The organism is Dyella ginsengisoli LA-4 (assembly GCF_000334915.1).
GTDB lineage: Bacteria > Pseudomonadota > Gammaproteobacteria > Xanthomonadales > Rhodanobacteraceae > Dyella_A > Dyella_A ginsengisoli_A.
Map to the genome: position 1 here is coordinate 63,452 of NZ_AMSF01000005.1, position 22,842 is coordinate 86,293.

The 22,842-nt window shown below is 68.9% G+C and carries 22 protein-coding genes; 13 read left to right on the forward strand and 9 right to left on the reverse strand.

Translation table 11 applies throughout. The features are described from left to right. Window positions 1-21: 21 nt before the first annotated feature. On the forward strand, window positions 22-1,365 hold the full coding sequence (gene rimO, locus C693_RS0101085) for a 30S ribosomal protein S12 methylthiotransferase RimO (protein WP_017460396.1): 1,344 nt from the start codon (window positions 22-24) through the stop codon (window positions 1,363-1,365). Next, complete coding sequence (locus C693_RS20790) at window positions 1,362-2,237, forward strand: DUF3025 domain-containing protein (protein WP_017460397.1); 876 nt, start codon at window positions 1,362-1,364, stop codon at window positions 2,235-2,237. The genes rimO and C693_RS20790 overlap by 4 nt, the downstream gene beginning before the upstream one ends. Here the strand turns inward: C693_RS20790 and C693_RS0101095 are convergent. The 3 genes from C693_RS0101095 to C693_RS0101105 form a co-directional block, all read right to left on the reverse strand. Next, window positions 2,234-2,518: a hypothetical protein gene (locus tag C693_RS0101095; RefSeq protein ID WP_017460398.1), complete on the reverse strand. Its 285-nt coding sequence runs from the start codon at window positions 2,516-2,518 to the stop codon at window positions 2,234-2,236. The genes C693_RS20790 and C693_RS0101095 overlap by 4 nt on opposite strands. Before the next feature lie 107 nt (window positions 2,519-2,625). Continuing rightward, window positions 2,626-3,264 (reverse strand): peroxiredoxin-like family protein, encoded by a 639-nt coding sequence (locus tag C693_RS20795; RefSeq protein WP_017460399.1) that lies wholly within the window; start codon window positions 3,262-3,264, stop codon window positions 2,626-2,628. 156 nt (window positions 3,265-3,420) lie between these two features. Then, a complete protein-coding gene (locus C693_RS0101105) occupies window positions 3,421-4,413 on the reverse strand; it encodes an OmpA family protein (protein WP_017460400.1) in 993 nt (330 codons plus the stop codon). A gap of 660 nt (window positions 4,414-5,073) precedes the next feature. Between C693_RS0101105 and C693_RS0101115 the strand changes: the two genes are divergently transcribed. Continuing rightward, window positions 5,074-5,910, forward strand: coding sequence for a sulfotransferase domain-containing protein (locus C693_RS0101115; RefSeq protein WP_017460402.1), 837 nt, complete (start codon window positions 5,074-5,076; stop codon window positions 5,908-5,910). 52 nt (window positions 5,911-5,962) lie between these two features. On the opposite strand, the gene greB is transcribed toward C693_RS0101115, so the two are convergent. The 3 genes from greB to C693_RS0101130 are packed head-to-tail and all read right to left on the reverse strand — an operon-like array spanning window position 5,963 to window position 9,230. Further along, on the reverse strand, window positions 5,963-6,469 hold the full coding sequence (greB, locus tag C693_RS0101120) for a transcription elongation factor GreB (RefSeq protein WP_017460403.1): 507 nt from the start codon (window positions 6,467-6,469) through the stop codon (window positions 5,963-5,965). Then, window positions 6,466-7,731: a hypothetical protein gene (locus C693_RS0101125; protein ID WP_017460404.1), complete on the reverse strand. Its 1,266-nt coding sequence runs from the start codon at window positions 7,729-7,731 to the stop codon at window positions 6,466-6,468. Before C693_RS0101125 ends, greB begins: the two co-directional genes overlap by 4 nt. Next, window positions 7,728-9,230 carry a helicase HerA-like domain-containing protein gene (locus tag C693_RS0101130; protein WP_017460405.1) on the reverse strand — a complete coding sequence of 501 codons (1,503 nt, stop codon included), beginning with the start codon at window positions 9,228-9,230 and terminating at the stop codon, window positions 7,728-7,730. Before C693_RS0101130 ends, C693_RS0101125 begins: the two co-directional genes overlap by 4 nt. A 109-nt stretch (window positions 9,231-9,339) precedes the next feature. On the opposite strand from C693_RS0101130, the gene C693_RS0101135 reads away from it, so the two are divergent. Beyond that, window positions 9,340-10,818, forward strand: coding sequence for a transglycosylase SLT domain-containing protein (locus tag C693_RS0101135; protein ID WP_017460406.1), 1,479 nt, complete (start codon window positions 9,340-9,342; stop codon window positions 10,816-10,818). Window positions 10,819-10,821: 3 nt separating this feature from the next. Here the strand turns inward: C693_RS0101135 and C693_RS0101140 are convergent, their stop codons facing one another. Together C693_RS0101140 and asd are read right to left on the reverse strand one after the other, a co-directional pair. Then, entirely contained in the window at window positions 10,822-11,265 is a 444-nt protein-coding gene (locus C693_RS0101140; RefSeq protein ID WP_017460407.1) for a hypothetical protein, read from the reverse strand. Between the two features lie 134 nt (window positions 11,266-11,399). Continuing rightward, window positions 11,400-12,236 (reverse strand): archaetidylserine decarboxylase, encoded by an 837-nt coding sequence (gene asd, locus C693_RS0101145; RefSeq protein ID WP_017460408.1) that lies wholly within the window; start codon window positions 12,234-12,236, stop codon window positions 11,400-11,402. 63 nt (window positions 12,237-12,299) lie between these two features. On the opposite strand from asd, the gene prmB reads away from it, so the two are divergent. The 9 genes from prmB to C693_RS0101190 all read left to right on the forward strand — a co-directional run bounded on the left by prmB (window position 12,300) and on the right by C693_RS0101190 (window position 21,931). Then, window positions 12,300-13,220, forward strand: coding sequence for a 50S ribosomal protein L3 N(5)-glutamine methyltransferase (gene prmB, locus C693_RS0101150; protein ID WP_017460409.1), 921 nt, complete (start codon window positions 12,300-12,302; stop codon window positions 13,218-13,220). 103 nt (window positions 13,221-13,323) lie between these two features. Then, entirely contained in the window at window positions 13,324-14,412 is a 1,089-nt protein-coding gene (gene aroC / locus C693_RS0101155) for a chorismate synthase (protein WP_017460410.1), read from the forward strand. A 44-nt stretch (window positions 14,413-14,456) separates the two neighbouring features. Beyond that, window positions 14,457-15,476 carry a 2-hydroxyacid dehydrogenase gene (locus C693_RS0101160; RefSeq protein WP_017460411.1) on the forward strand — a complete coding sequence of 340 codons (1,020 nt, stop codon included), beginning with the start codon at window positions 14,457-14,459 and terminating at the stop codon, window positions 15,474-15,476. Between the two features lie 123 nt (window positions 15,477-15,599). Further along, window positions 15,600-16,628 carry an aspartate-semialdehyde dehydrogenase gene (locus tag C693_RS0101165; RefSeq protein ID WP_017460412.1) on the forward strand — a complete coding sequence of 343 codons (1,029 nt, stop codon included), beginning with the start codon at window positions 15,600-15,602 and terminating at the stop codon, window positions 16,626-16,628. A gap of 130 nt (window positions 16,629-16,758) precedes the next feature. Further along, window positions 16,759-16,953 carry a hypothetical protein gene (locus tag C693_RS23950; RefSeq protein WP_198506815.1) on the forward strand — a complete coding sequence of 65 codons (195 nt, stop codon included), beginning with the start codon at window positions 16,759-16,761 and terminating at the stop codon, window positions 16,951-16,953. 160 nt (window positions 16,954-17,113) lie between these two features. Next, window positions 17,114-19,405 (forward strand): FimV/HubP family polar landmark protein, encoded by a 2,292-nt coding sequence (locus C693_RS0101175; protein WP_017460414.1) that lies wholly within the window; start codon window positions 17,114-17,116, stop codon window positions 19,403-19,405. A gap of 108 nt (window positions 19,406-19,513) precedes the next feature. Next, window positions 19,514-20,281: a tRNA pseudouridine(38-40) synthase TruA gene (gene truA, locus C693_RS0101180; protein ID WP_026107089.1), complete on the forward strand. Its 768-nt coding sequence runs from the start codon at window positions 19,514-19,516 to the stop codon at window positions 20,279-20,281. Beyond that, window positions 20,278-20,907, forward strand: coding sequence for a phosphoribosylanthranilate isomerase (locus C693_RS0101185; RefSeq protein WP_017460416.1), 630 nt, complete (start codon window positions 20,278-20,280; stop codon window positions 20,905-20,907). Before truA ends, C693_RS0101185 begins: the two co-directional genes overlap by 4 nt. Before the next feature lie 19 nt (window positions 20,908-20,926). Continuing rightward, window positions 20,927-21,931 carry a cupin-like domain-containing protein gene (locus tag C693_RS0101190; RefSeq protein WP_017460417.1) on the forward strand — a complete coding sequence of 335 codons (1,005 nt, stop codon included), beginning with the start codon at window positions 20,927-20,929 and terminating at the stop codon, window positions 21,929-21,931. On the opposite strand, the gene C693_RS0101195 is transcribed toward C693_RS0101190, so the two are convergent. Further along, the gene (locus C693_RS0101195) at window positions 21,915-22,823 is read right to left on the reverse strand and encodes a LysR family transcriptional regulator (RefSeq protein ID WP_017460418.1); all 909 of its coding nucleotides are present in this window, start codon (window positions 22,821-22,823) and stop codon (window positions 21,915-21,917) included. The genes C693_RS0101190 and C693_RS0101195 overlap by 17 nt on opposite strands. Window positions 22,824-22,842 lie beyond the last annotated feature (19 nt).

Below are 22,842 nucleotides of genomic sequence, written 5' to 3' on the forward strand. Positions count from 1 at the left end.
CTGCCCCACCCGGTAACCCTCATGTCCGCCCAGTCCACCTCCCAGAAGATCGGTTTTGTCAGCCTCGGTTGCCCCAAGGCGCTGGTCGATTCCGAGCGCATCCTCACCCAGCTCAAGGTCGAGGGTTACGAGATCGTGCCCAGCTACGACGCGGCCGACGCGGTGGTGGTGAACACCTGCGGCTTCATCGACGCGGCGGTGCAGGAGTCGCTGGACGCGATCGGCGAGGCGCTGCACGAGAACGGCAAGGTGATCGTCACCGGCTGCCTGGGCAAGCGCGAGGAACTGATCCGCGAGGCTTATCCGGACGTGTTGTCGATCAGCGGTCCGCAGGACTACGCCAGCGTGATGAGCGCGGTGCACACGGCGCTGCCGCCCGCGCGCAACAAGTTCCTGGACCTGGTGCCGGATACCGGCATCAAGCTCACCCCGAAGCACTACGCGTATCTCAAGATTTCCGAAGGCTGCAATCACCGCTGCAGCTTCTGCATCATCCCCTCGATGCGCGGCGACCTGGTCTCGCGGCCGGTCGACGAGGTGCTGCGCGAGGCCGAGAGGCTGGTCAAGGGCGGCGTGAAGGAGCTGCTGGTGATCTCGCAGGACACCAGCGCCTACGGCGTCGACGTGAAGTACGCCGAGCACCTGTGGCGCGACAAGAGCTACCGTACGCGGATGACCGAGCTGTGCGAGGGCCTGTCCGAGCTCGGCGTGTGGACGCGCCTGCACTACGTCTACCCGTACCCGCACGTGGACGAGCTGATGCCGCTGATGGCGGCGGGCAAGATCCTTCCCTACCTGGACATCCCGTTCCAGCACGCCAGCCCGCGCATCCTCAAGCTGATGAAGCGTCCGGGCAACATCGACAAGACGCTGGAGCGGGTGAAGAACTGGCGCAAGGCGGTGCCGGACCTCACCATCCGCAGCACCTTCATCGTCGGCTTCCCCGGCGAGACCGACGCCGAGTTCGAGGAGCTGCTGGACTTCCTGCGCGAGGCCGAGCTGGACCGCGTCGGTGCCTTCACCTATTCGCCGGTGGACGGTGCCCGTGCCAACGAGCTGCCCGACCCGGTCTCCGAGGAGCTGAAGGAAGATCGCCTGGAGCAGTTCATGGCGGTGCAGGCGGAGATCTCCGCCGCCAAGCTGCAGCGCAAGGTCGGCCGCACCATCCAGGTGCTGGTCGACGAGGCGAACGAGGCCGGTGCGGTGGCGCGCTCGGCGGCCGATGCGCCGGAGATCGACGGCACCGTGCTGATCGCCGACGGCCAGCAGCTCAAGCCCGGCCAGTTCGTGCAGGTGGTGGTGGAGTCGGCCAGCGAGCACGACCTGCACGCGCGCCTGGCGCAACCCGTGCTGCCGGTGGTGTGAAGCGGCAGCGCTACGTCGCCCCGGCGCGCGAGGCGGTCGACCCGGCCGTGTTCGCGGTACCACCGCTGGCGGCGTGGGCCGAGTTCACCACGTTGTTGCGCGGGCCTGACTGGCCCGCCGTGGATGCACTGAATGCGCAACTTAGCGGCGCGTCGCTGCCGCGCTTCGCGGCGCAGGACCGCGCCCTGCTCGACGACGGCCTGCATTACGAGCAGCGCATTGCCGAACGCGGCATCGTCGCCACCCGCGAGCGCAACTGGCACGACCTGTTCAACGCGCTGGTGTGGCTGCGCTACCCGCGGCTCAAGCAGGCGCTGAATCAGCGCCAGGTCGAGGAAATCGCCCGCATGGGGCCGCGCGAGCGCTCGCGGCCGCAATGCGCGATGACCCATTTCGACGAGGCCGGGGTGATCGTGCGCGTGACCGATCCCGCGTTGCTGGCGCTTTGGGACGCACACGACTGGCACGGCCTGTTCTGGCGCGAGCGCGCCGCCTGGAGGGACGGGCGCATCGACGCTGCCGTGTTCGGCCATGCCCTGCTGGAGCACGCCCTCACGCCCGGCAAGCTGCTGGTTGGCAAGGCGTTGGTGGTGGCGGCCGATGCGGATGCGCCGTGGGCGCCGATCGTTGCCGACCTGGCCGCGGGCGTCGTGCGCGCCGACCTGCTGCTCGATCCGCTGGAGCTGCGTCCGCTGCCGCTCTCGGGCATCCCGGGTTGGCATCCGCACAACGGCGACGAGACCTTTCATCGCAGCACGCCCTGCTACCAGCCGCGGCGCGAAGGCCGTGGTTATCCGCCACCGCGGATGCTTCCGGATATGGCCGGACCGATGGGAGCGCGGGCTCGTCCAGGGACGGGCGTATCGGCCTAGAGCTGGAACAGCGCGACCGGAAGGATCGCCACGCTCGCCGCGAGCACCTGCAGCCCCAGCACGCCCAGGCCGCGGGCCGGCGCCTTCGGCATCCAGCGGAAGGCGAAATACGCCACGAAGGGCAACTGGCCGACGATCAGCAACTGGAACAGGTGGGCGGCGGCGCCCTCGTCCGGCTGGCGTACCGGTCCGGACAGGGCCAGGTAACCGAGCACGATGGCCAGTGCGGCCAGCGACATGAGCAGTGGCGCGATGGCACTGATGTGACGAATGGTTTTCATCGACGTACCCCGATCAAGGCTTTGGTGGATTGTGCGCCGCGGAGCATGCCGGGCCAAGCGGCGCGCACGATGCCTTCATCTGTCGCAGGTGAGCCGCCGGCATGGCATCACGGGTGCTCGTCCTGTTCCTGCCGGGCGATCGCCTTTGCCGCGGCCAGGACGACCGAGGCCGGAATGCGCACGCGGTAGTCGGGGTGCGAGTACGAGAACTGCAGCTCGCCATGGCCGTCGACGATGAACACCGAAGGTACCGGCAGCACCGGCTGTGCCTCGCCGGTCGACGCCTTCAGGTCGATGCCGTAGCCCTGGTACTGCGCCAGCCGCTTCGCGTCGACCCGGTAGCCGATGCCGAAGGCCTTCATCGCGTTGGCCGGGCTGTCCGACAGCAGGGTATAGCCGAGCTTGTCCTTGCCCAGGGTCTTGCGCAGCTCTTCCGGGCGGTCCGGGCTGATCGCGAGGATGCGGTAGCCCAGTGCCTCGACATCCTTCTGGATCAGCCGCAGCCGGCTCAGCTGCAGGTTGCAGTACGGGCACCAGCCGCCGCGGTAGAACACCAGGATCGCCGGCTTGCCGGCGACCTGCTCCTTCAGCGTGGTGGGCTGGCCGTCCAGCGTGCGCAGCGGCACTTGCGGCAGCCTGGAGCCGAGCAGGATCGGGTGGACCTGCTCGGGGGCGTTGGCCAGCTCACCGGCGGTGGCGGAGGCGGTACCCAGCAAAAGGGCGGCAGACAGGAGGAACCGGAGCATGAGCGCTTTCCATCGGGGAACGTACCGCCCATTCGCCGGACGACGCCCGTTGGATACGCCGGATGGCCGCGGGAGTGCGAACCGCTTGAGCAGGCCGCCGCCCGGAGAGCGGGAACGGGCCGCAGCCCGCCCCCGCTCCGCATGACGACAGCGCGACTACTGGGCGACCAGCTCGACCCGCCGGTTCTGCGCGCGCCCGGCATCGGTAGCGTTGCTGGCCACCGGCGCCCACGAGGCGACACCTTCGGCGGCCATGCGGTTGGCGGCGATGTGATAGCCCGTGGCCAGGGCCTGCACCACGGCCTGCGCACGCTGCTGCGACAGCGCCAGGTTGTGCGCTGCGGACCCGGTATCGTCGGTATGGCCGACGATGTAGACCTTGAGCGCGGGATGGCCAGTCAGCAGCTTGGCCATCTCGTCCAGCGTGGCCTTCGACGAGGGATCGATCGTGGCGCTGTCGTTGGCGAAGTGCAGGCCGTACAGGGCGACATGGCCCGCGCTGGCCAGGTCTTCGCCCATCGCCTTGGCATCGACGGTGACCTCACCGCTGGCCATCGGCTTGTGCTCGCAGATCTCCAGGAAGATGCCGGGCAGCTGGTTGTCGTCCTTGGCGACCAGCAGCACCAGATCGACGTCTCCCCGGGGGCGCGAGAGGTGGGCGGTCAGCTCGTTGATGTTGTCGTTGGCCGGCTCCATCGTGTCGATCGCCAGGGTCGGCTCGTCATAGGCCAGCTGTTCCCGCACCGGGTCGAACACGGCGTCGGCGAAGTGGTAGCCGTCGCCGCAGGTGGCGTCACCTTCGCAGCTGAAGCGGGTGGTGAATCCAGCCGAAGCCAGCGCCGCCTGGAAATTGCGGAAGATTTCCAGTGCGCTCTTGTTGAGCGGAGCGACGTAGGCGATGCGCGTGATGCGTCCCTCGACCGATGCGGATTGCGTCAGCTTGTCGTCGACGACCTTGCCCAGAGGGAGCAGCATCCGATCATAGTCGACCTGCTGGTAGCCGATGATTACCGAGCCGGCGAAGCGCGATACCAGGGGATGGTCATGGCTGTTCGAACTGTCGTGCGCCGGGAAGTCGTGCGGAGTGGCGAGGGCGGTGCCGGTGATGGCCCATGCGGCCAGGCAGGCGAGCAGGCGAAACGGTTTCACGTGTGCGGATCCTTGCGGGTGTGATGGAACGAAGGGGGATTGGCCAGTCCGTGCGGCTCGTTCCGTTGCCGCATGGGGAATTCGGTCGTCCGGGTGACTTTTGTCGCTCACTGCGACCACGGCGAGGTGGGCTTCGCCGTCCGGACGCCGGCCGGAAGTTTATCGTCCGCGCTTTTTCCTGGCACCGCGCGGCATGAGCGAGCTGCCGGTCGGCAAGGCGTTGGCGCTGGCAGCCGGCGTGGCCGCGCCGTGGGCCGGGATGGTCGTCGACCTGGTCCCGCGCATCGCCGCCAGCGGGTTGGCGATGGATTCGCTGGAACTGGGTTCGCTGCCGCTGCCAGGCATCCCTGGCAGGCAGCCGTGCAACGCTGGGGAAGCGCTCCACTGCCAAACATCGTGCCACTCGTCGTCGCTATCCGCCGATGTGATTCCTGTGCCCAGACTGCAGGGCTTCCCAGCGACGTCCAAGATGTTTCCGGGCACGAACGAAGCATGTATCCGGGAACGTGGGATATGCGTGTTCCGAATCCACGATCATTGCCCGGGCTGCGGTCCGCATGATGGTTGCAGCAAGCTGGATGCCGGGCCCCGCTTCTGTTCGCGTCGGCCATGTGGCGGCTGGTAGCATCGGCGCCCCTCTTGTCACTGGCGAAAACCACCATGGGCAACATCGTCTGGCTGGCTTCGTATCCCAAGTCCGGAAATACGTGGCTGCGCGCGTTCCTCGCCAACCTCATCGCCAATCGCTCCGTTCCGGTACCACTGAACGAGCTGTCGCAGTACGCCGAAGACGAGGCGAACCCGGATCTCTTCAGCGAGTTGGGCGGTCGGCCCAGCAGCGGCTTCGATATCGACGAGATTGCCGTGCTGCGTCCGCAGGTTCACATGGCGATTGCCGAGCGAGCCGCGGGGACGCGTTTCGTCAAGACGCACAACATGGCTGGCAGCTTCAACGGATATCCGCTCCACAACATGCACGTAACGGCGGGAGCCATTTACGTGGTGCGCAATCCGCTCGATGTGGCGGTCAGCATGACCCATCATTTCGGCCTCGGCCTCGACGAGGCGATCGAGCGGTTGGGCAACGAAAATGTGGCGACGGCCAACGACGCCCAGTTCGTGAGTCAGATGCTTGGATCGTGGTCACAACACGTACGGAGCTGGGCCGACATCAAGCACGATCGCGTCCTCGTCGTGCGCTACGAGGACATGATCGACAAGCCGGTGAAGGCCTTTCTGAAAGTCGCCAAGCTGGTGACCGCTGGCGTCGACCGCACCCGTATCGATCGCGCCATCCGCCACGCCGAATTTCGCAATCTCGCCGGAATGGAAAAGCAGGGCGGCTTCATCGAAGCGTCGGACAAGGGCGTGCGCTTTTTCAGGAAAGGTCGTGCCAATGAATGGCGCACCGCGCTCACGCGCGAACAGGTTCGGCGCGTGGTTGAGCAGCACCGCGAGCAGATGCAGCGATTCGGGTACGTCCCGGCCGGATTCTGACGCATCTCGTGATGCCTGGATTTCCGTTGGCCGCCGATAGGCGAGGGGCTGCTCAGGCCGGGTCGTAGGTGATCGATACGATCGCGAACCGTGCAGGGCCGGCGGGTAGTTCGGCAGAGACTTCGTCGTCCAGGCGCTTCTTCAGAACCGCGCGGGCGAGCGGCGAGTCGATGCTGATCCAGCCGAGCTTCGCGTCGGTCTCGTCCGGGCCGACGATGCGGTATCGGCTGGTCTCCCCGCTGTCGACGTTCTCCAGCTCGATCGTGGCGCCGAAAAACACCGCCTCGCGGTCGGTCGGGGTGCCCTCGGCCACCTTCAGCGACGGGATGCGCTTGCTGAGGTAGCGTACGCGGCGATCGATCTCGCCGAGCTGCTTCTTGCGGTAGGTGTACTCGGCGTTCTCCGAGCGGTCGCCCTCGGCCGCGGCGGCGGCAAGCGCCCTGACCACCTCCGGCCGCAGGGTGTGCCACAGGTGGTCCAGTTCGGCCTTCAGCCGTTCGAAACCGGCGCGCGTGATGATGGCCGTCGACGACGGCGAGGGAGGGCGCCAACGACTCATGCGCGGGTTCCGGAATGCAGTTGCTGGATGCGGGCGAGCAGCTCGCCATGTTGCGGATGGTCGGTCCAGGCGCCGGCGATGCGGCCGAGCAGCACGGCGGCTTCCATCGCCTGGCCCTCGGCTTCGAGTTCGCGTGAGGCGAGCAGGGCGACAGCGGGGCTGCGACCGTCGCGCGGCCAGCGGGCCAGCCAGCCGCGACAGAGCTTGAGCGACATCCGCCGCATGCCGCTGCGTGAGGCTACCTCGGCCAGCGCGCCGGCATTGCCGGGGTCGTCGGGCAGGAAGTCGGGGTCGATCGTCATGCAGTCCTGCACCATGCCCAGTGCCTTGCGCGGCTGGTTGTTCGCCATCAGTGCGGCGATGCGGATCTGTCCGTGGACCAGCAGCGCATCGGTGAGGTTCTGCCTGCGCAGCAGGTCGCGATAAGCCTGGTGCAGCTCCGCTGGGGCCTCGCGATCCTGCAGGCGCGGCACCAGCAGCCGCGTCGCCGCCATCGGATCGTTCGCGGCCAGTGCGCGGACGTGGTCGAGCAGCCGCTGGTCGTCGTGCTGGCCCAGTGCCTCGGCGATTACCTCGGCCTCCGGGGTCAGGCCGAAGTGCTCGTGGCGGCGATGGATCATCGCGCCCATCAGGTGGAAGCCGAGCACGATCAGGTAGGTGCAGGCGAAAGCGAACAGCGGCAGCGAGAGCAGGCGCGGCAGCCGCGCACTGACCAGCGAGGCCAGCACGGCGAGGATGCCCACGGCCACGTTGATGCCCACCGGCAGCAGGTAGGTCCAGCCGAAGCGCCGGATGATCTCGCCCCAGTGCAGCGGATTGATCGCCAGCAGCAGGTTGCCGTCGAAGGCCAGCGCCATGTCGATGGCCGGCAGCACCAGGGCCACGGCCAGCAGCGTGGGCCAGAACAGTCCGGGCGAATGCAGCGGGACTGCCACACAGGCGACGGCCGCCAGCACGTGCACGGCGGTCAGCCCCCAGGCTGCGCGGTCGCTGTCGCCCAATCCGACGTCGGGCGGGTCGGCGAAGCCGTTGGCGGTATGCAGCATGCACTCGGCGGCGTAACGCCAGGTCGCGCCCCAAACCAGCAGGCTGGCTGCAGTGCCGAGGAACAGCGGCAGCAGGCCGAGGTAGTGAACCAGCGCCAGGCCGACCAGCGTGGGTAGCGCCGCCCCGCGCAGCGGGTAGCCCAGACCATCGGCGAAACGCTCGCCGAGCGGAGTGGCCGGGTCGACGGTCCGGATGCGGACGTGCGCTGGCTTCAACGCTTGCCGCCGAAGATGCCGCCGAGCACGCCGCGCAGGATCTGCCGGCCCAGCTGGTTGCCCATGGTGCGCACGGCCGACTTGCCCAGCGCCTCGATCATGCCCTGCCGGCGCTTGGTACCGAACAGTGCGTCGTGCACCGCCTCGCCCCAGGCCGAGCCGGGCGTGCCGGCCGTCGAGGGCGCGCTGGTGGCAACCCGGTCGGCGTCGGCGGCCTTGTCCTGCGCGCGGGCAGCGAGCTTTTCGGCGGCCGATTCCCGGTTCACCGGCGTGTCGTATTTGCTGCCCACCGGTGAGCGCATGCGTACGGTCTGGCGTTCCTCGGCGGTGATCGCGCCGATGCGGCAGCACGGCGTGGTCACCAGCACCTGCTCGACCGGGGTCGGCACGCCACCGTTGCCCAGCGTGGAGGCCAGTGCCTCGCCCACGCCAAGCTGGGTGATCGCCTGGACCACATCCAGTTTCGGGTTGGCGACGAAGGTCTCGGCGGCGGCCTTCACCGCCTTCTGGTCGCGCGGGGTGAAGGCGCGCAGCGCGTGCTGCACGCGGTTGCCGAGCTGGCCGAGGATCTCGCCGGGCACGTCGTCGGGGTTCTGCGAGCAGAAGTAGACGCCCACGCCCTTGGAGCGGATCAGCCGCACCACCTGCTCCACGCGCTGGCGCAGCGCCGGCGGGCAGTCGTCGAACAGCAGGTGCGCCTCGTCGAAGAAGAACACCAGCTTGGGCTGGTCCAGGTCGCCCACTTCGGGCAGCTGCTCGAACAGTTCCGACAGCAGCCACAGCAGGAAGGTGGAGTAGAGCTTGGGCTTGAGGATCAGCTGGTCGGCGGCCAGCACGTTGATCACGCCGCGGCCGCTCATGTCCTGGCGCATCAGGTCGGTGAGGTCCAGCGCCGGTTCGCCGAAGAACTGGTCGGCGCCGTCCTGTTCCAGCTTGAGCAGGCTGCGCTGGATCGCGGCGATGCTCTGCGGGCTGATCAGGCCGTACTGGGCGGAGATCGCCTTGGCGCTCTCGCTGGCGAAGCCGAGCATGCTGCGCAGGTCGGCCAGGTCGAGCAGCAGCAGGCCCTGGTCGTCGGCGACCTTGAACACCACCTCGAGCACGCCCTGCTGGGTGTCGTTGAGCTCCAGCACGCGGCCGAGCAGGGTGGGGCCCATCTCGCTGATGGTGGCGCGCACGGGGTGGCCGAGCTTGCCGTACAGGTCCCAGAACACCACCGGATTGGCCTGTGGCTTCCAGTCGCTGAGCTTGAGCTTGTCCAGTCGCGCCTTGAGCTTGTCGCCCGGTTCGCCGGCAGCCATCGCAAGGCCGGCGAGGTCGCCCTTGGCGTCTGCCAGGAAACAGGGCACGCCGAGCCGGGAGAAGCCTTCGGCCAGCACCATCAGCGAGACCGACTTTCCGGTGCCGGTCGCGCCGGCGATCATGCCGTGGCGGTTGCCGTAGCGCGGGTCGAGGCTGACGCCGGTCTCGTCGTTGCGACCGATCAGGATCTGGCTCATGGCATGTCGCTCCCTGGGAATGGGACGATTCTAACCACCGTGCGCTACTTCAATTGAGTCGAGGGGCGCTCGCGGCTAATGTGGTCGTTTCGCCCAAGCCCAACTGCCCATGTCCGTGCGTGTCCCGTTGCTCCGTTCGCTGTCGTTTGCTGTCGCTGTTTCGCTGGCCGGTTGCGCCAGTGCCCCGGACAAGGCACCGGCTTCTCCTTCGCTCAACGCGCTGTACGGCCGGCTCGATGCGGCCAGCCAGGGCTACGAGAACGCGCTGCGCCAGGCCCGGGCGGGCGACCAGGCCGGCTCGGAGAAGACGCTCTCGGCCGCGCTCGACCAGCTGAAACAGGCGGCGGCCGGTTGCGACGCCACGTCCGGCTGTGACCCCCAGCGGTTCTACGCCGTCTACGACCGCCTGCTGCGACTGAAGGACGGTAGCGACATCGGGGTGGAAGGACTGGAAACCGCGGGCGAGTCGGGCGGGCCGGACGGCGCGGCGACAGGGGCGGCCGGCCTGCCCCAGGCACGCCGTGCGGTGACGTTGCTGCACGGCCAGAAGCTGTCCGAGCTGATCGCGATGAACGGTCCGGTCAAGGCAGCGCTGGAGATGTGGCTGACGCAGTGGCGGCCAAATCTGATGGATGCCTGGGTCAATTACCAGTACATGCGCTTCGAGATGTGGCCGCAATACCAGAAGGCCGACCTGCCCGAGGCGCTGCTGTTCGGCATCATGGCCAAGGAATCCGGCGGCAAGGTGCATGCGGTGTCGCGCTCGGGCGCAGCCGGGCCGCTGCAGTTCATGTATTCCACCGGGCTGCGCTTCGGGTTGGGCACGGACAACGGCTTCGATACGCGCTTCGACCCGAAGCAGGCGGCGCGCGCCAATGCCGAGTATCTCAACGAGCAGCTCGGTGCCTTCAACAACAACCTCGAGCTCACCCTGGCCGCCTACAACGCGGGCGAGGGCCGCATGCGCCGCATCGCCGGCGACCGCCCCGGGGTGAGCTTCTACGATCCGTCGGTGTACGACGAGTTGTCGCAGGAAACCCGTGACTACGTGCCGGCGGTGCTGGCTGCGGCCTGGCTGTTCCTGCACCCGGACAGCTACAACCTGCATTTCCCGAAGGTGGATGGCCGGCCGGGGCAGGTGGTGCTCAAGCGCCCGGCCTCGCTGTCGGAGCTGACCGTCTGCCTGGGCAACACGGCGAACCTGCCGGGCGGCTGGTTCCGCACCCTGCGCAACCTCAACCCGCGGATGGATCCGGAAGCGGAGCAGCCTGCCGGCACCACGCTCGCCCTGCCCAAGGCGCTGGAGCGGGCCTACGCCGCGCGCTGCGTGGATGGCCCTTGGCCGATCCTCGCCACCGATCTGCATGATGCGGTGGTGCCCAAGCCGACAGTCGACCCGTCACCGGTCAAGCCACAGCACCATGGCCCCACGCGGCATTACCGCGTGCGCTCTGGCGACACGTTGATCGGCATCGTGCACCGGATGCGCTGTTCCAGCGTGCGGGACGTGGTGGAAGCCAACGAGCTGCACGGGCACCGGATCAAGCCCGGGCAGGTGCTGCGGATCCCGGACTGCCGGCGCCGCTGACGTTCAGGCGGCGGCAGCCTCCTTCATCCAGCCTCCGGGGATGTCCCCGTTAGACGCCTGGCGCATGTCCTTCAGCTCGCGCAGCTGGCGCATCAGCTGGCGGTACACAGTCTGCAGGCCGCCGAGCTGGGCGTCCTTGGTCTCGTGGTAGGCGACCGCCAGCCACAGCGCGATGCCGCGGATGGCAACTTCGACGTTCTCCGAGCGGGCCCGGGTGTAGCCGATCTCGGTGCCCTGGCCCCATGGCAGGTAGCGCTCCTCCGGCGGGGTGCCGTAGAGGTGCGGGAAGTCGCAACGGGTGGCCTGGCCGATCTCGCGCAGGGCGAGCGTGCCCAGGCGCATGCGGTTTTGCCGCGACAGTCCCTGGATGGCCTGCTGGATGTCACGCAGCTGGCGATTGAGCTGGCGGGCGCGGTTCAGGGCGATGAGCTGGGTGAGCAGGCGCATGGGACTCTCGGGTACGGAGGCAGCGCGTTCATACGCTATACACCAGAATACCCGGGCCTGCGTCAGTTTTGTACGGTCGTGGTCACAAACTGCCGCGCATGGTCACGAATATGTGCGCCAGCTGCCGTTTTGCGTCACCCGTGCCCGATGCGCTGGCCGACCCTCACCGGCTGCTGGGAGGCGAGCGGGTCCCATTCGGCCATGCCCGGGGGGAGCAGCAGGATCACCGTCGAGCCCATGTTGAAACGCCCCATCTCGGCAAAACGCGTGAGGCGAATATCCTGGCCGGTGAAGGACTTGCGGCGGATGTGGGAGGCGTATGGAGGGATCACCAGTCCGTCCCACACGGTGGACACGGAGGAGACCAGCACGGCCCCGACCATCACCATGGCGAACGGGCCGTGCTCGCCGTCGAAGTGGCACACCAGCCGTTCGTTGCGGGCAAACAGGCGCGGGATCGCTTCCACCGCGAACGGCGCCACGCTGAAGATTCGTCCGGGGATGTGGACCGTCTCGCGCAGTTTGCCGGCAAGCGGCATGTGCACCCGGTGGTAGTCGCGCGGCGACAGATAGACGGTGACGAAGCGGCCGTTGCGGTACGGTTCGGCCGCGGCCTCGTCCCCCAGCAGTTCGGCGGCGGTGAACGACTGCCCCTTGGCCTGGAAGATGCGACCGTCCTCGATCGTGCCGGCCTGGCTGATGCGGCCATCGGCCGGGCACAGCACCACCGCGGGATCCGGGTCGGGCTGGCGTGCGCCGGGCTTGAGGACCCGGGTGAAGAAGGCATTGAAGTGCTCGTACGCGCGCGGGTCCGGTTGCGCCGCCTCGTCCATGTCGACCTGGTAGTTGCGCACGATGGTGCCGATCAGCCAGTCCTTCCATGGGCGGAAGGTCCAGCGGGTGGCCCAGTAGACCACCCGCGACAGGGCGCGGTGCGGCAGCAGGTATTGCAGGAGTACCTTGAAAGTCATCCCGCCAGTATAGAGGCGAGCCACCTATAATGGCCGGCTCGCCAATGCCGCCCGGAATGCGCCGTGACCGCCGAACTGTCCACCATCATCGACTTCATCCGCTACGGCGCCAGCCGCTTCTCGGCCGCCGGGCTGACCTTCGGCCACAGCCACGACAATCCGATCGACGAGGCCACCCACCTGGTGCTCGCCGCACTGCACCTGCCGCCGGACCTGCCGCCGGCCTATGGCGCCGGCAGGCTCGTGGCCGACGAGCGCGAGCGGGTGCTGGGGCTGATCGAACGCCGCGTCAGCGAGCGCGTGCCGGTGGCCTACCTGGTGGGCGAGGCGTGGTTCGCGGGCCTGAAGTTCAAGAGCGACCGCCGCGCGCTGGTGCCGCGCTCGCCGATCGCCGAGTTGATCGAATCGGGCTTCGCTCCCTGGCTGGACCATCGCCACGTGGAGCGCGCGCTGGACCTGTGCACCGGCTCGGGCTGCATCGGCATCGCGATGGCCGAGTACAACCCCGACTGGCTGGTCGACATCGTCGACATCAGCCCGGAGGCGCTGTCGCTGGCCCGCGAGAACATCGCGTTCCAGCACGTGGAGGAGCGGGTCGAGGCGATCCAGTCCGACCTGTTCACCAGCCTGGTCGGGCGGCGCTACGACCTGATCGTCTCCAACCCGCCCTACGTCACCGAGGACGAGTACGCCGCGCTGCCCGGCGAGTACAGCCACGAGCCGAAGCTGGGGCTGACCTCGGGCGCGGACGGACTGGACCTGTGCCTGCGCATGCTCGACGAGGCGGCCGATTACCTCACCGACGACGGCCTGCTGATCGTCGAGGTGGGCGAAAGCGAGCGGGCGCTGGGCAAGCTGCTGCCCGAGGTGCCCTTCGTGTGGGTCGAGTTCAAGGTCGGCGCAATGGGCGTGTTCGCGCTGGAGCGCCGGGATCTGATCGAGCACGCCAAGACGATCCGCGCCGCAGCCCAGGCGCGCCGCTGACCGGCTTGCCGGCGGCCGCCACGGTCGCCGGCTGTGGCAAGATGCAGTGCAGCATGAGGCCGGCTGATCCGGCCTTCGCACCTTCTTCCCAGCGGTAGCGCCCGTGTCCAGCAACTCCTTCGGCAAGCTCTTCACCGTCACCACCTTCGGCGAAAGCCACGGTCCGGCCATCGGCTGCGTCGTGGACGGTTGCCCACCCGGGCTGGCAATCGCCCCGGAGGACTTCCGCGCTGACCTGGATCGCCGCGCCACCGGCCGTACCCGGCATACCTCGCAGCGACGCGAGGACGACGCCATCGAGATCCTCTCCGGCGTCTACGAGGGGCGCACCACCGGCACGCCGATCGCGCTGCTGATCCGCAACACCGACCAGCGAAGCAAGGACTACGGCGAGATCGCGCAGACCTTCCGGCCCGGTCACGCCGACTACACCTACTGGCAGAAATACGGCATTCGCGACCCGCGCGGTGGTGGCCGCTCGTCGGCGCGCGAGACCACCATGCGCGTCGCTGCCGGCGTGATCGCCAGGAAATGGCTGGCCGAACGTCATGGCGTGCGTGTGCGCGGTTACCTGTCGCAGCTGGGCGAACTCGTACCGGCCGATATGGACCTGGACGTGGTCGAGCAGAATCCGTTCTTCTGGCCGGATGCCGCGCAGCTGCCCCGGCTGGAGGCGTACATGGACGCGCTGCGCAAGTCCGGCGATTCGGTCGGCGCCCGCGTCACCGCGATCGCCGAAGGCGTGCCGCCGGGGTGGGGCGAGCCGATCTACGGCAAGCTCGACGGGGAGCTTGCCGCGGCCATGATGTCGATCAATGCGGTGAAAGGCGTGGAAGTCGGCGATGGATTCGCCGTCGTGTCCCAGCGTGGCACGCAGCATCGCGATGAGATTCATTTGGACGGCTTTACGTCCAATCATGCTGGTGGCATCCTCGGCGGAATCAGCACCGGCCAGCCGGTGATTGTCTCGGTGGCCTTCAAGCCCACCTCCAGCATCCTCGTCCCCGGGGCCAGCGTGAACCTTGCCGGCGAACCGGTGGAGGTGGTGACCAAGGGGCGCCACGATCCCTGCGTCGGGATCCGCGCCACGCCCATCGTCGAGGCCATGCTGGCCCTGGTGCTGATGGACCAGGCCCTGCGCCATCGCGCCCAATGCGGCGATGTCGGCGCGGTGCTGCCCCGCATTCCCTGAGCGGATGCGTGCCATGCACGCCGCTCCCCGACCAGGTTTCCGGCATGAGCAAACGTCTCAAGGTTTGGGTGTCGCGGCCACTGTTCGCCGACGTGCTGGCGCGGCTCGAGCAGTACGTGGACATCGACGCCGAGGCGGTGGAGCGGGTTCACGATGCGCAGGAGCTTGGGCGGCGCCTGGCTGCGGTGGACGGCGCGATCATCGGCCTGGCCGACCGGGTCGATGCCGCGACGCTCGCCGGCAACGACCGGCTCAGGGTCGTCTCGAATCTGGCCGTGGGCTACAACAACCTCGATGTCGAGGCGCTGACGCGGGCCGGCGTACTTGCCTGCAACACGCCGGAAGTGCTCAACGAGACCGCGGCCGACTATGCCTGGGCGCTGTTGCTCGCCGCCGCCCGGCGGGTCGGTGCCGCCGAGCGCTGGCTGCGTGCCGGGCAGTGGCGGGGAGCCATGCGCTTCGACGACTGGCTGGGCGTGGATCTTCACGGCAAGACGCTCGGCATCCTCGGCATGGGGCGGATCGGGCAGGCGATCGCGCGCCGCGCGAGCGGCTTCGACATGCGCGTGCTCTACCACAATCGAAGCCGGTTGCCCGAGCCGGTGGAGTGCGAATGCGCGGCGCGCTGGGTCGACAAGGCAGGGCTGCTGAGTGAGGCGGACCACCTGGTACTGGTGTTGCCGTATACCAGGGACAACCACCACATCATCGGCGCCCGGGAGTTGGCGTTGATGAAGCGGGGCAGTGTGCTGGTGAACATCGCCCGTGGTGGCCTGGTCGACGAGGCTGCGCTGGCGGCGGCGTTGCGCGAGGGACGGCTGGCTGCGGCGGGCCTGGACGTTTTCGAGGACGAGCCGGTGGTGCATCCCGACCTGCTGGCACTCGAGCAGGTGGTGCTCAGCCCGCACCTGGGCAGCGCCAGCGCCGACACCCGCCGCAACATGGCCGAGCTGGCCGTCGACAATGTGCTGGCAGGGCTGGGCGTAGGCCCCAGGGCGGGGCGCCCACCGGCACCGATCAACCCCCACGTGCTGGCGATGAGGGGGCGTGGCGGTAAAGCGTGACCCGTTTCACGGTCGCGCAGTTGGTACGTTTGAGTTGCGTTCCGCCCCGGCTAGATTCCCGCGAATGCGGGAACGTCATCGGCCCGGCGGCCTTTTAGGACTTTCCTGGCAGACAGACCAATCATGAGCAAGAAGAGCAGTTACAAGGTGGCGATGGTCGGTGCGACCGGCGCGGTGGGCGAAACCCTGCTGGCCATTCTGGCCGAGCGCGATTTCCCGGTGAGCGAGCTGGTGCCCTTGGCGAGCGAGCGCTCGGCCGGCGGCCAGGTCGAGTTCGCCGGCAAAAAGGTCACCGTGCAGAACCTGGCCGACTACGACTTTGCCGGCGTGGACATCGCCTTCTTCTCGGCGGGCGGTTCGGTCAGTCGCGAGCACGCGCCGCGGGCGGCCGCGGCGGGCGCGGTGGTGATCGACAACACCTCCGAGTTCCGTTACCAGGACGACATCCCGCTGGTGGTCAGCGAGGTCAACCCGCACGCGATCGCCGACTACACGGTGCGCAACATCATCGCCAACCCGAACTGCTCCACCATGGGCATGCTGGTGGCGCTGGCGCCGATCCATCGCGCGGTGGGCATCGAGCGGATCAACGTGGCGACCTACCAGTCGGTGTCCGGCGCCGGCCGCTCGGGCCTGGAGGAGCTGGGCAGGCAGACCGCGGCGCTGCTCAACTTCCAGGACGTGGAACCGGCCAAGTTCCCCAAGCAGATCGCGTTCAACGTGATCCCGCACATCGACGAGTTCCAGGCCAACGGCTACACCAAGGAAGAGATGAAGATGGTCTGGGAGACGCGAAAGATTCTCGAGGACGCGTCGATCCAGGTGAATCCGACCGCCGTGCGCGTGCCGGTGTTCTTCGGCCACTCCGAGGCCGTGCACATCGAAACCCGCGACAAGATCACCGCCGAGCAGGCCCGCGCGCTGCTGGAGCAGGCCGAGGGCGTGGTGGTGATCGACGAGCGCAAGGCCGGCGGCTATCCGACCCCGGTGGGCGACGCGGCCGGCAAGGATCCGGTCTACGTCGGTCGCATCCGCGAGGACATCTCGCACGAGCACGGACTGGACCTGTGGGTCGTGTCCGACAACATCCGCAAAGGTGCGGCACTCAATGCCGTGCAGGTGGCCGAGCTGCTGGTCCGGGACTATCTGTAATCAAGAGGGTGGATCGATGATGCGTGCAGGTCCGATGTATGGGCTGGTCCTCGGCGGCATGCTGTCCGCGGGCGTGGCAGCGGCCTGTGGGGCGGCATCGCCGCCGGCGCATGGCGCGGAAAGGGGAAAGGTGGTCAAGGCCCACAAGGCCGTGGCCAGCCATGCCGCCGAGGTCGCCAAACTCCAGCGGGAGGTGGCCGAGCAGGAGGCGCGCAGCCGCCAGGCGAGCCAACGGCTTCGGGAGCAGGACCAGGCGCTGGAGCGCCTTCGTCGCCAGCTCAAGGCGGCCGGAGTGTCCGATGAGGCGCTCGCCACCGGCCCGTGATCGGGCACAATAATGAGAAGCTGGCGCAGAAACATCCTGCAAGTGGTCGCCGCGCCTATTGTTGATTGGCTGGCATATAACTAAAGTGGCGCGTCATTCAGGCGGTTGTCGCAGCTTGCGGCCACCGGGTAAGCGTCACGGGGAGTCCGGGGGAAACGCGATGAATCGTTCGTTGAAACTGTCTTTGATGCTGGCGCTGGCGCTGGGGAGCAGCCAGGCGGCAGCGCTCGAGCTGGGCCAGATCCAGGTGAAATCGGCGCTGGGGCAGCCGCTGGTGGCGGAAATCCCGGTAACGCCGGAAGGTGCGGGGGATCTGCGCAATCTAAGCGCCAAGCTGGCTTCGGACGCGGATTTCATGCGCGCCGGCATTACCGACGGCCGGACCTCGGTTCCGCTGAGTTTCGCCATCGTCAATGGTCCGCACGGCACCAAGCTGATCCGCATCACCAGTGCCGAGGCGATCAACGATCCCTACCTCGACCTGCTGGTCGAAGTGGACAATGCGTCGGGCAAGAGCCTGCGCGAGTACACCATCCTGCTCGATCCGCCGGGCATGGCGTCGGCACCGCCGGCCGCCGCCCCGGCGCCGGCCCGCAAGGCGCCATCCCGCGCACCGGCTCCGGCGCCCGCGCCGCAGGTGGCCGCGAATGGTCAGATCGGCCCGGTGCAGAGCGGAGATACGCTTTCCGCCATCGCCGCCAAGGTCCGGCCGGACGGTGTCGACCTCAACCAGATGCTGCTGGCGCTGAAGCAGTCCAACCCGGATGCCTTCTATCGCGACAACATCAACGCGCTCAAGCGCGGCGCCGTGTTGCGCGTGCCCAGCGCCGAAGAGGCCCGCGCTACCTCGATCGCCGCGGCGATGGCAGAGGTGCGGCGGCAGAACAGCGACTGGCGCGCAGGGACCGTCTCCGCGCCGACCAACGTGGCCGATGCCGGCACCCGGCCCTCGGCTTCGAGCTCGCCGACTGCGCCGGCGACCAAGGCCAGCGACCATCTCGAGTTGCTTCCGTCCGCCAAGGGCAGCAAGAGCGCCAGTGCGGGTGGCGGCAAGGCCGCCGACCTGCGTCGCGACCTGCAGCAGAGCCAGGAGAGCGTGGCCAACCTGCAGCAGCAGAGCGCCGACCTCCGGTCGCGCCTGAAGGACCTGGAAGACATCAATGGCAAGAACCAGCGCCTGCTGGCACTGAAGGACAGCGAGATCGCCGAGCTGCAGCGCAAGCTCGCCGAAGCCCGCAATGGCGCCCCGGCGAGTGAGCCGGTTGCCGCTCCGGCTCCGGCGCCCATGTCCGCGCCTGCGAGCATGGCAAGTGTCGCCAAGCCGGCCCCGGCGACGGCGCCGCTGCAGCCGGCTTCGGCATCGACAGCCCCTGCCGGCAACGTGGCTCCGGTGCCGGCGTCCACTGCCGGTGCCCCCGCTTCCGCCGCGAGCGTGCCGTCCGGCGCCAAGCCGCAGGCGAGCGAGCCGGTCGTCAAGCCCGTGACGAAGCCGGCGGCGAAGACCGTGCCGGCCAAGGTTGCGCCCAGGCCGATGGCGACCGAAGAGCCCTGGTACATGCAGACCTGGGCGTGGGGGGCTGGTGGTGGCGTCGTCGTGCTGCTGCTGCTCCTCCTGCTGCGCGGTCGACGCAACAAGGCCCCGGCCAAGAGCACGTCCTCGCTGGCCGACCGCTTCGGCTCGGTGCCTCCGCTGGATGACAGCGGCAGCAGCGATCCGGATCAGGACGAGCTGCTCGATCAGCTTGCCGAGCACCCCGACGACATCAGCCTGCACCTGGAGCTGGTCAGCCTGTACTACCACCGTCGTGATGTGGAGCATTTCGAGGCTGCTGCGGAGGCCATGTACGCCCATATCAGCGATCCGCAGCAGTCCGAGTGGCAGGACGTGGCGGCGATGGGCGAGGATCTGGTGCCCGGTCACCCGCTGTTCGCCGGCGTCGACACGTCGGTGCCCGAGTCCGAGCGCGCCCCGCTGGGCGGCTTCAACCTCGACGAGCCGGCCGAAGACCTGCACGAAGGTGCCCCGGTGCCGCCGCCGATGCCGTCGGGTCCGTCCAAGATCAGCGAGTACCACTTCGACTTCAACCTCACTCCCCGCCCCGGTGCGCCGGGCGATGCCGGGCAGCACGAAGAGCCGGTCGAGCAGGCTGAAGAGCACCCGCTCGGCGCCATGGACGATAGCCTGTCGCTGGATTCGCTCGCCAGTGAGCCGGCCGCGGCTCCGGCCGGCGAGGCGGACGAACTGCCGGCCTGGCAGCCGTCCGAGGGTGGTGGTGACTTCGAGATGGGCGAGTTCAGCGACGACCCGATCGACACCAAGCTCGATCTGGCCCGCGCCTACCTCGACATGGGCGACGCCGACGGCGCCCGCGCCATGCTGGAGGAAGTGCTGGCCGAAGGCACCCAGATGCAGCGCGATACCGCGCGACGCCTGCTCGACGGCATCGCCTGATCGTTTCGCCTGCGTGACCCTGGCCCGGATCGACCCTGCGTCGGTCCGGGCTTTTTCTTGCCGGCTGCTATGCTCGGCGCCCGCTCCACCGCAGTCCTCTTCCCTTACATGCGCATCGCCCTGGGCATCGAATACGACGGCACCGACTTCTCCGGCTGGCAGCGGCTCAGCCATCGGGAGAGCGTGCAGGGGGCAGTGGAGAAAGCGTTGTCGTTCGTCGCCGCGCAGCCGGTCGACGTCACCTGCGCCGGCCGCACCGACGCGGGCGTGCATGGCCGTTGCCAGGTGGTGCATTTCGATACCGACGTCCGCCGCGATCCGCGTGGCTGGGTGCTGGGCGCCTGTTCCAACCTGCCGACCGCGGTGGCGGTGCTGTGGGCGCAGGAGGTTTCCGACCAATTCCACGCCCGCTTTTCCGCGCGCAGCCGGCGCTACTGCTACCGCATCCTCAACCGGCCGGTGCGGGCGGCGCTGGATGCGCGCTACGTGACCTGGGAGCGCCATCCGCTCGATGCCGCGCGCATGCACGAGGCCGCGCAGGCGCTGGTCGGCGAGCACGATTTCACCGCCTTCCGCGCGATCGCCTGCCAGGCGGCCCACGCGCGGCGCGAGGTGATCGCGGTGTCGGTACGGCGCGAGGGCGAGCAGGTGATCGTCGAGATCGAGGCCAACGCCTTCCTGCATCACATGGTGCGCAACATCGTCGGTTCGCTGCTGCCGATCGGGCGTGGTGAACAGCCGGTGGCGTGGATGGGCGAGCTGCTGGCCGGCCGCAACCGCGAGGTCGCCGGACCGACGGCGCCGTCGTCCGGCCTCACGTTCATCGGTCCGCGCTACGAGGCGCACTGGGGCCTGCCGGCGGAGGTCAGCCAATGAACCGCACGCGGATCAAATGCTGCGGCATGACCCGCGTCGAGGATGCGCGGCTCGCTGCTGAACTGGGCGCCGATGCGATCGGAGTGGTGATCACGGCACGCAGCAAGCGCCGGGTCGAACTGATACAGGCGCGGGCGATCGTCGCCGCGATGCCGCCGTTCGTCACCACCGTGGCGCTGCTGATGGACGACAGCGCCGAGACCGTGCGCGCGGTGATCGAGCAGGTGCAGCCGGACATGCTGCAGTTCCACGGCGGCGAGAGCGACGCATGGTGCGCGCAGTTCGGACGTCCGTACCTGAAGGCCGTCGCCATGGGCGAGGGCGCCGCGGCACTGCCGCGCCTGCGCGACTACCCGCGTGCGGCGGGTCTTTTGCTTGATGGCCATGGCCTCGGCGAGCCTGGTGGCAGCGGCAAGGCGTTCGACTGGTCGCTGATGCCGGCCGACCTGCCGCAGCCGCTGCTGCTGGCCGGTGGGCTGCATCCCGGCAATGTCGGCGCGGCGATCCATCTCGCACGGCCGTGGGCGGTGGATGTGGCCAGCGGCATCGAGTCCTCGCCGGGGATCAAGGATCCGCAGCGCATGGCCGACTTCATCGCGGCGGTGCGCGCCGCCGACCGCGGCTGAGCCAACGGGAGCCGATCGGATGAGCCAGCCCATCGAGGAAGTTCGCCCGTCCGATCCGCTGCCCGACATGGCCGCGCTGGTCGCGCGGGAGCGGCCGCTGGTGCTGTGCGACCTGGCCGCGCACTGGCCCGTGGTGGCCTGGGCGCGCGAATCCGACACCGCCTTCGCCCGTGGCCTCGCCGCGCTCGACGCCGGCGGCGAGGTCGACACCCTGGTGATGGCGCCGGAGGAAGACGGCTGCGTCGGCTACAACGCCGATCTCAGCGGCTTCAATTACGACCACTTCCGCGTGACCGTGACCGAAGGGCTGCGCCGCATCGCGCACGAGGCAAGGCAGGAGCGGCCACACGGCGTGGCGATCCAGAGCGCGCCGATCGCCGACTGCCTGCCGGGGTTCCTCGCTGGCCACCCGTTGCCACTGCTCGACCCGACGATCGCCCCGCGCCTGTGGATCGGCAACCGGGTGACCACGCCGGCGCATTTCGACGAGTACCACAACATCGCCTGCGTGGCTGCCGGGCGCCGGCGCTTCACGCTGTTTCCGCCCGAACAGGTGGGCAACCTCTACGTCGGTCCGCTGGACTTCGCACCCACCGGGGCGGCGATCAGCCTGGCCCGGCCCGACCGTCCCGACGACCCGCGCTTCCCGCGCCTGCGCGAGGCGCTGGCCGCGGCCCAGGTCGCCGAACTGGAACCGGGCGACGCGATCTACATCCCGCCGCTGTGGTGGCATCACGTGGCCTCGCTCGGCCGGCTCAACGCGCTGGTGAACTACTGGTGGAAGCCGGTGCCGGCCGGCGGCGCCGCCACCGGGACGGCGCTGGGTGCGCTGCTGCATGCGGTCCTGGCGTTCCGGCGACTGGGGCCGGCCGAGCGCGCCGGCTGGCGTACCCTGCTGGACCACTACGCCTTCGGCGACGACGATCCGGGCGAACACATTCCGGCCGGCCGACGCGGTGCGCTGGGCGACCTGACGCCCGAGGAGGCGGCGACCCTGCGCGAGAAGATCAGACAGTATCTGTAGCCGGCGCTTCGCGCAGTTCCCCGGCCAGCCAGCGTGCCAGTGCGGCGGCGCGCTCCCCGTTCGCCCGTGCCGGCGTGGCCAGTACCCACTGCGCTTCGGTGGTGACAAAGCCCCACGGCGCGACGAGCCGGCCGGCGGCGAGATCGTCGGCGACCAGCGGCTGCGGCGCGATCGCCACGCCCAGCCCGGCGAGTGCCGCTTCCAGCAGGTAATACAGGTGTTCGAAGCCCTGGCCACGCGCGCGCGGTACCGCGTCGAGGCCGCTGGCCTGCGCCCAGTCCGTCCAGGCCTGCGGACGCGAGGTGGTGTGCAGCAGCGGTTCGTCGAGCAGGCTTGTGGCGGGTGCCGCGGCCAACCGCGCGGTGCCCGCGTAGCGCGGGCTCATGACCGGTCCGATCCGCTCGGGCGCCAGCGGCGTCACCTCCCAGCCGGGCGGCCACGGTGCGGTCCCGATCAGCAGGGCCGCGTCCAGGCCGCGCAGCTCCGGCGCGGGGGGCGCCTCCTGCGCGGACAGGTGCAGGGTCAGGCCGGGCAGGTCGTGGGCCAACCGGTCCAGCCGGGGAATCATCCAGCGCGCGAGCACGCTGGCTGGGCAGCCGAGCACGAACGGGGCGCTCGACGGTTGCCGCAGCGCGGCCCAGGCATCGCGCAGGCCGTCGAAGGCGCTGCCGGCCGCCTCGCGCAGCCGTTCGCCGGCCTCGGTGAGCACCAGGCCACGTCCCTGGCGAGCGAACAGCGGACGGCCGAGCGCCTCTTCCAGTTGCCGGATCTGTCGGCTTACCGCGCCATGGGTGACGTGCAGGGCCTCGGCGGCCCGGCTCACGCTCTGCAGACGGGACGTGGCCTCGAAGGCGCGCAGGGCGTTTAGCGGGGGCAGGTCGCGTTCGGTCATGTGTGATATTTACTCACAT

Bases quoted from the DNA above. Each gene is read 5' to 3' on its own strand.
- C693_RS20795 (WP_017460399.1), bottom strand. From the start codon at position 3,264: ATGCTCCGGTTCCTCCTGTCTGCCGCCCTTTTGCTGGGTACCGCCTCC.
- C693_RS0101095 (WP_017460398.1), bottom strand. From the start codon at position 2,518: ATGAAAACCATTCGTCACATCAGTGCCATCGCGCCACTGCTCATGTCG.
- truA (WP_026107089.1), top strand. From the start codon at position 19,514: ATGCGCATCGCCCTGGGCATCGAATACGACGGCACCGACTTCTCCGGC.
- C693_RS0101135 (WP_017460406.1), top strand. From the start codon at position 9,340: ATGTCCGTGCGTGTCCCGTTGCTCCGTTCGCTGTCGTTTGCTGTCGCT.
- C693_RS0101185 (WP_017460416.1), top strand. From the start codon at position 20,278: ATGAACCGCACGCGGATCAAATGCTGCGGCATGACCCGCGTCGAGGAT.
- C693_RS0101115 (WP_017460402.1), top strand. From the start codon at position 5,074: ATGGGCAACATCGTCTGGCTGGCTTCGTATCCCAAGTCCGGAAATACG.
- C693_RS0101195 (WP_017460418.1), bottom strand. From the start codon at position 22,823: ATGACCGAACGCGACCTGCCCCCGCTAAACGCCCTGCGCGCCTTCGAG.
- C693_RS0101165 (WP_017460412.1), top strand. From the start codon at position 15,600: ATGAGCAAGAAGAGCAGTTACAAGGTGGCGATGGTCGGTGCGACCGGC.
- C693_RS0101175 (WP_017460414.1), top strand. From the start codon at position 17,114: ATGAATCGTTCGTTGAAACTGTCTTTGATGCTGGCGCTGGCGCTGGGG.
- rimO (WP_017460396.1), top strand. From the start codon at position 22: ATGTCCGCCCAGTCCACCTCCCAGAAGATCGGTTTTGTCAGCCTCGGT.
- asd (WP_017460408.1), bottom strand. From the start codon at position 12,236: ATGACTTTCAAGGTACTCCTGCAATACCTGCTGCCGCACCGCGCCCTG.
- C693_RS0101160 (WP_017460411.1), top strand. From the start codon at position 14,457: ATGAGCAAACGTCTCAAGGTTTGGGTGTCGCGGCCACTGTTCGCCGAC.
- greB (WP_017460403.1), bottom strand. From the start codon at position 6,469: ATGAGTCGTTGGCGCCCTCCCTCGCCGTCGTCGACGGCCATCATCACG.
- C693_RS0101130 (WP_017460405.1), bottom strand. From the start codon at position 9,230: ATGAGCCAGATCCTGATCGGTCGCAACGACGAGACCGGCGTCAGCCTC.
- C693_RS0101190 (WP_017460417.1), top strand. From the start codon at position 20,927: ATGAGCCAGCCCATCGAGGAAGTTCGCCCGTCCGATCCGCTGCCCGAC.
- C693_RS0101140 (WP_017460407.1), bottom strand. From the start codon at position 11,265: ATGCGCCTGCTCACCCAGCTCATCGCCCTGAACCGCGCCCGCCAGCTC.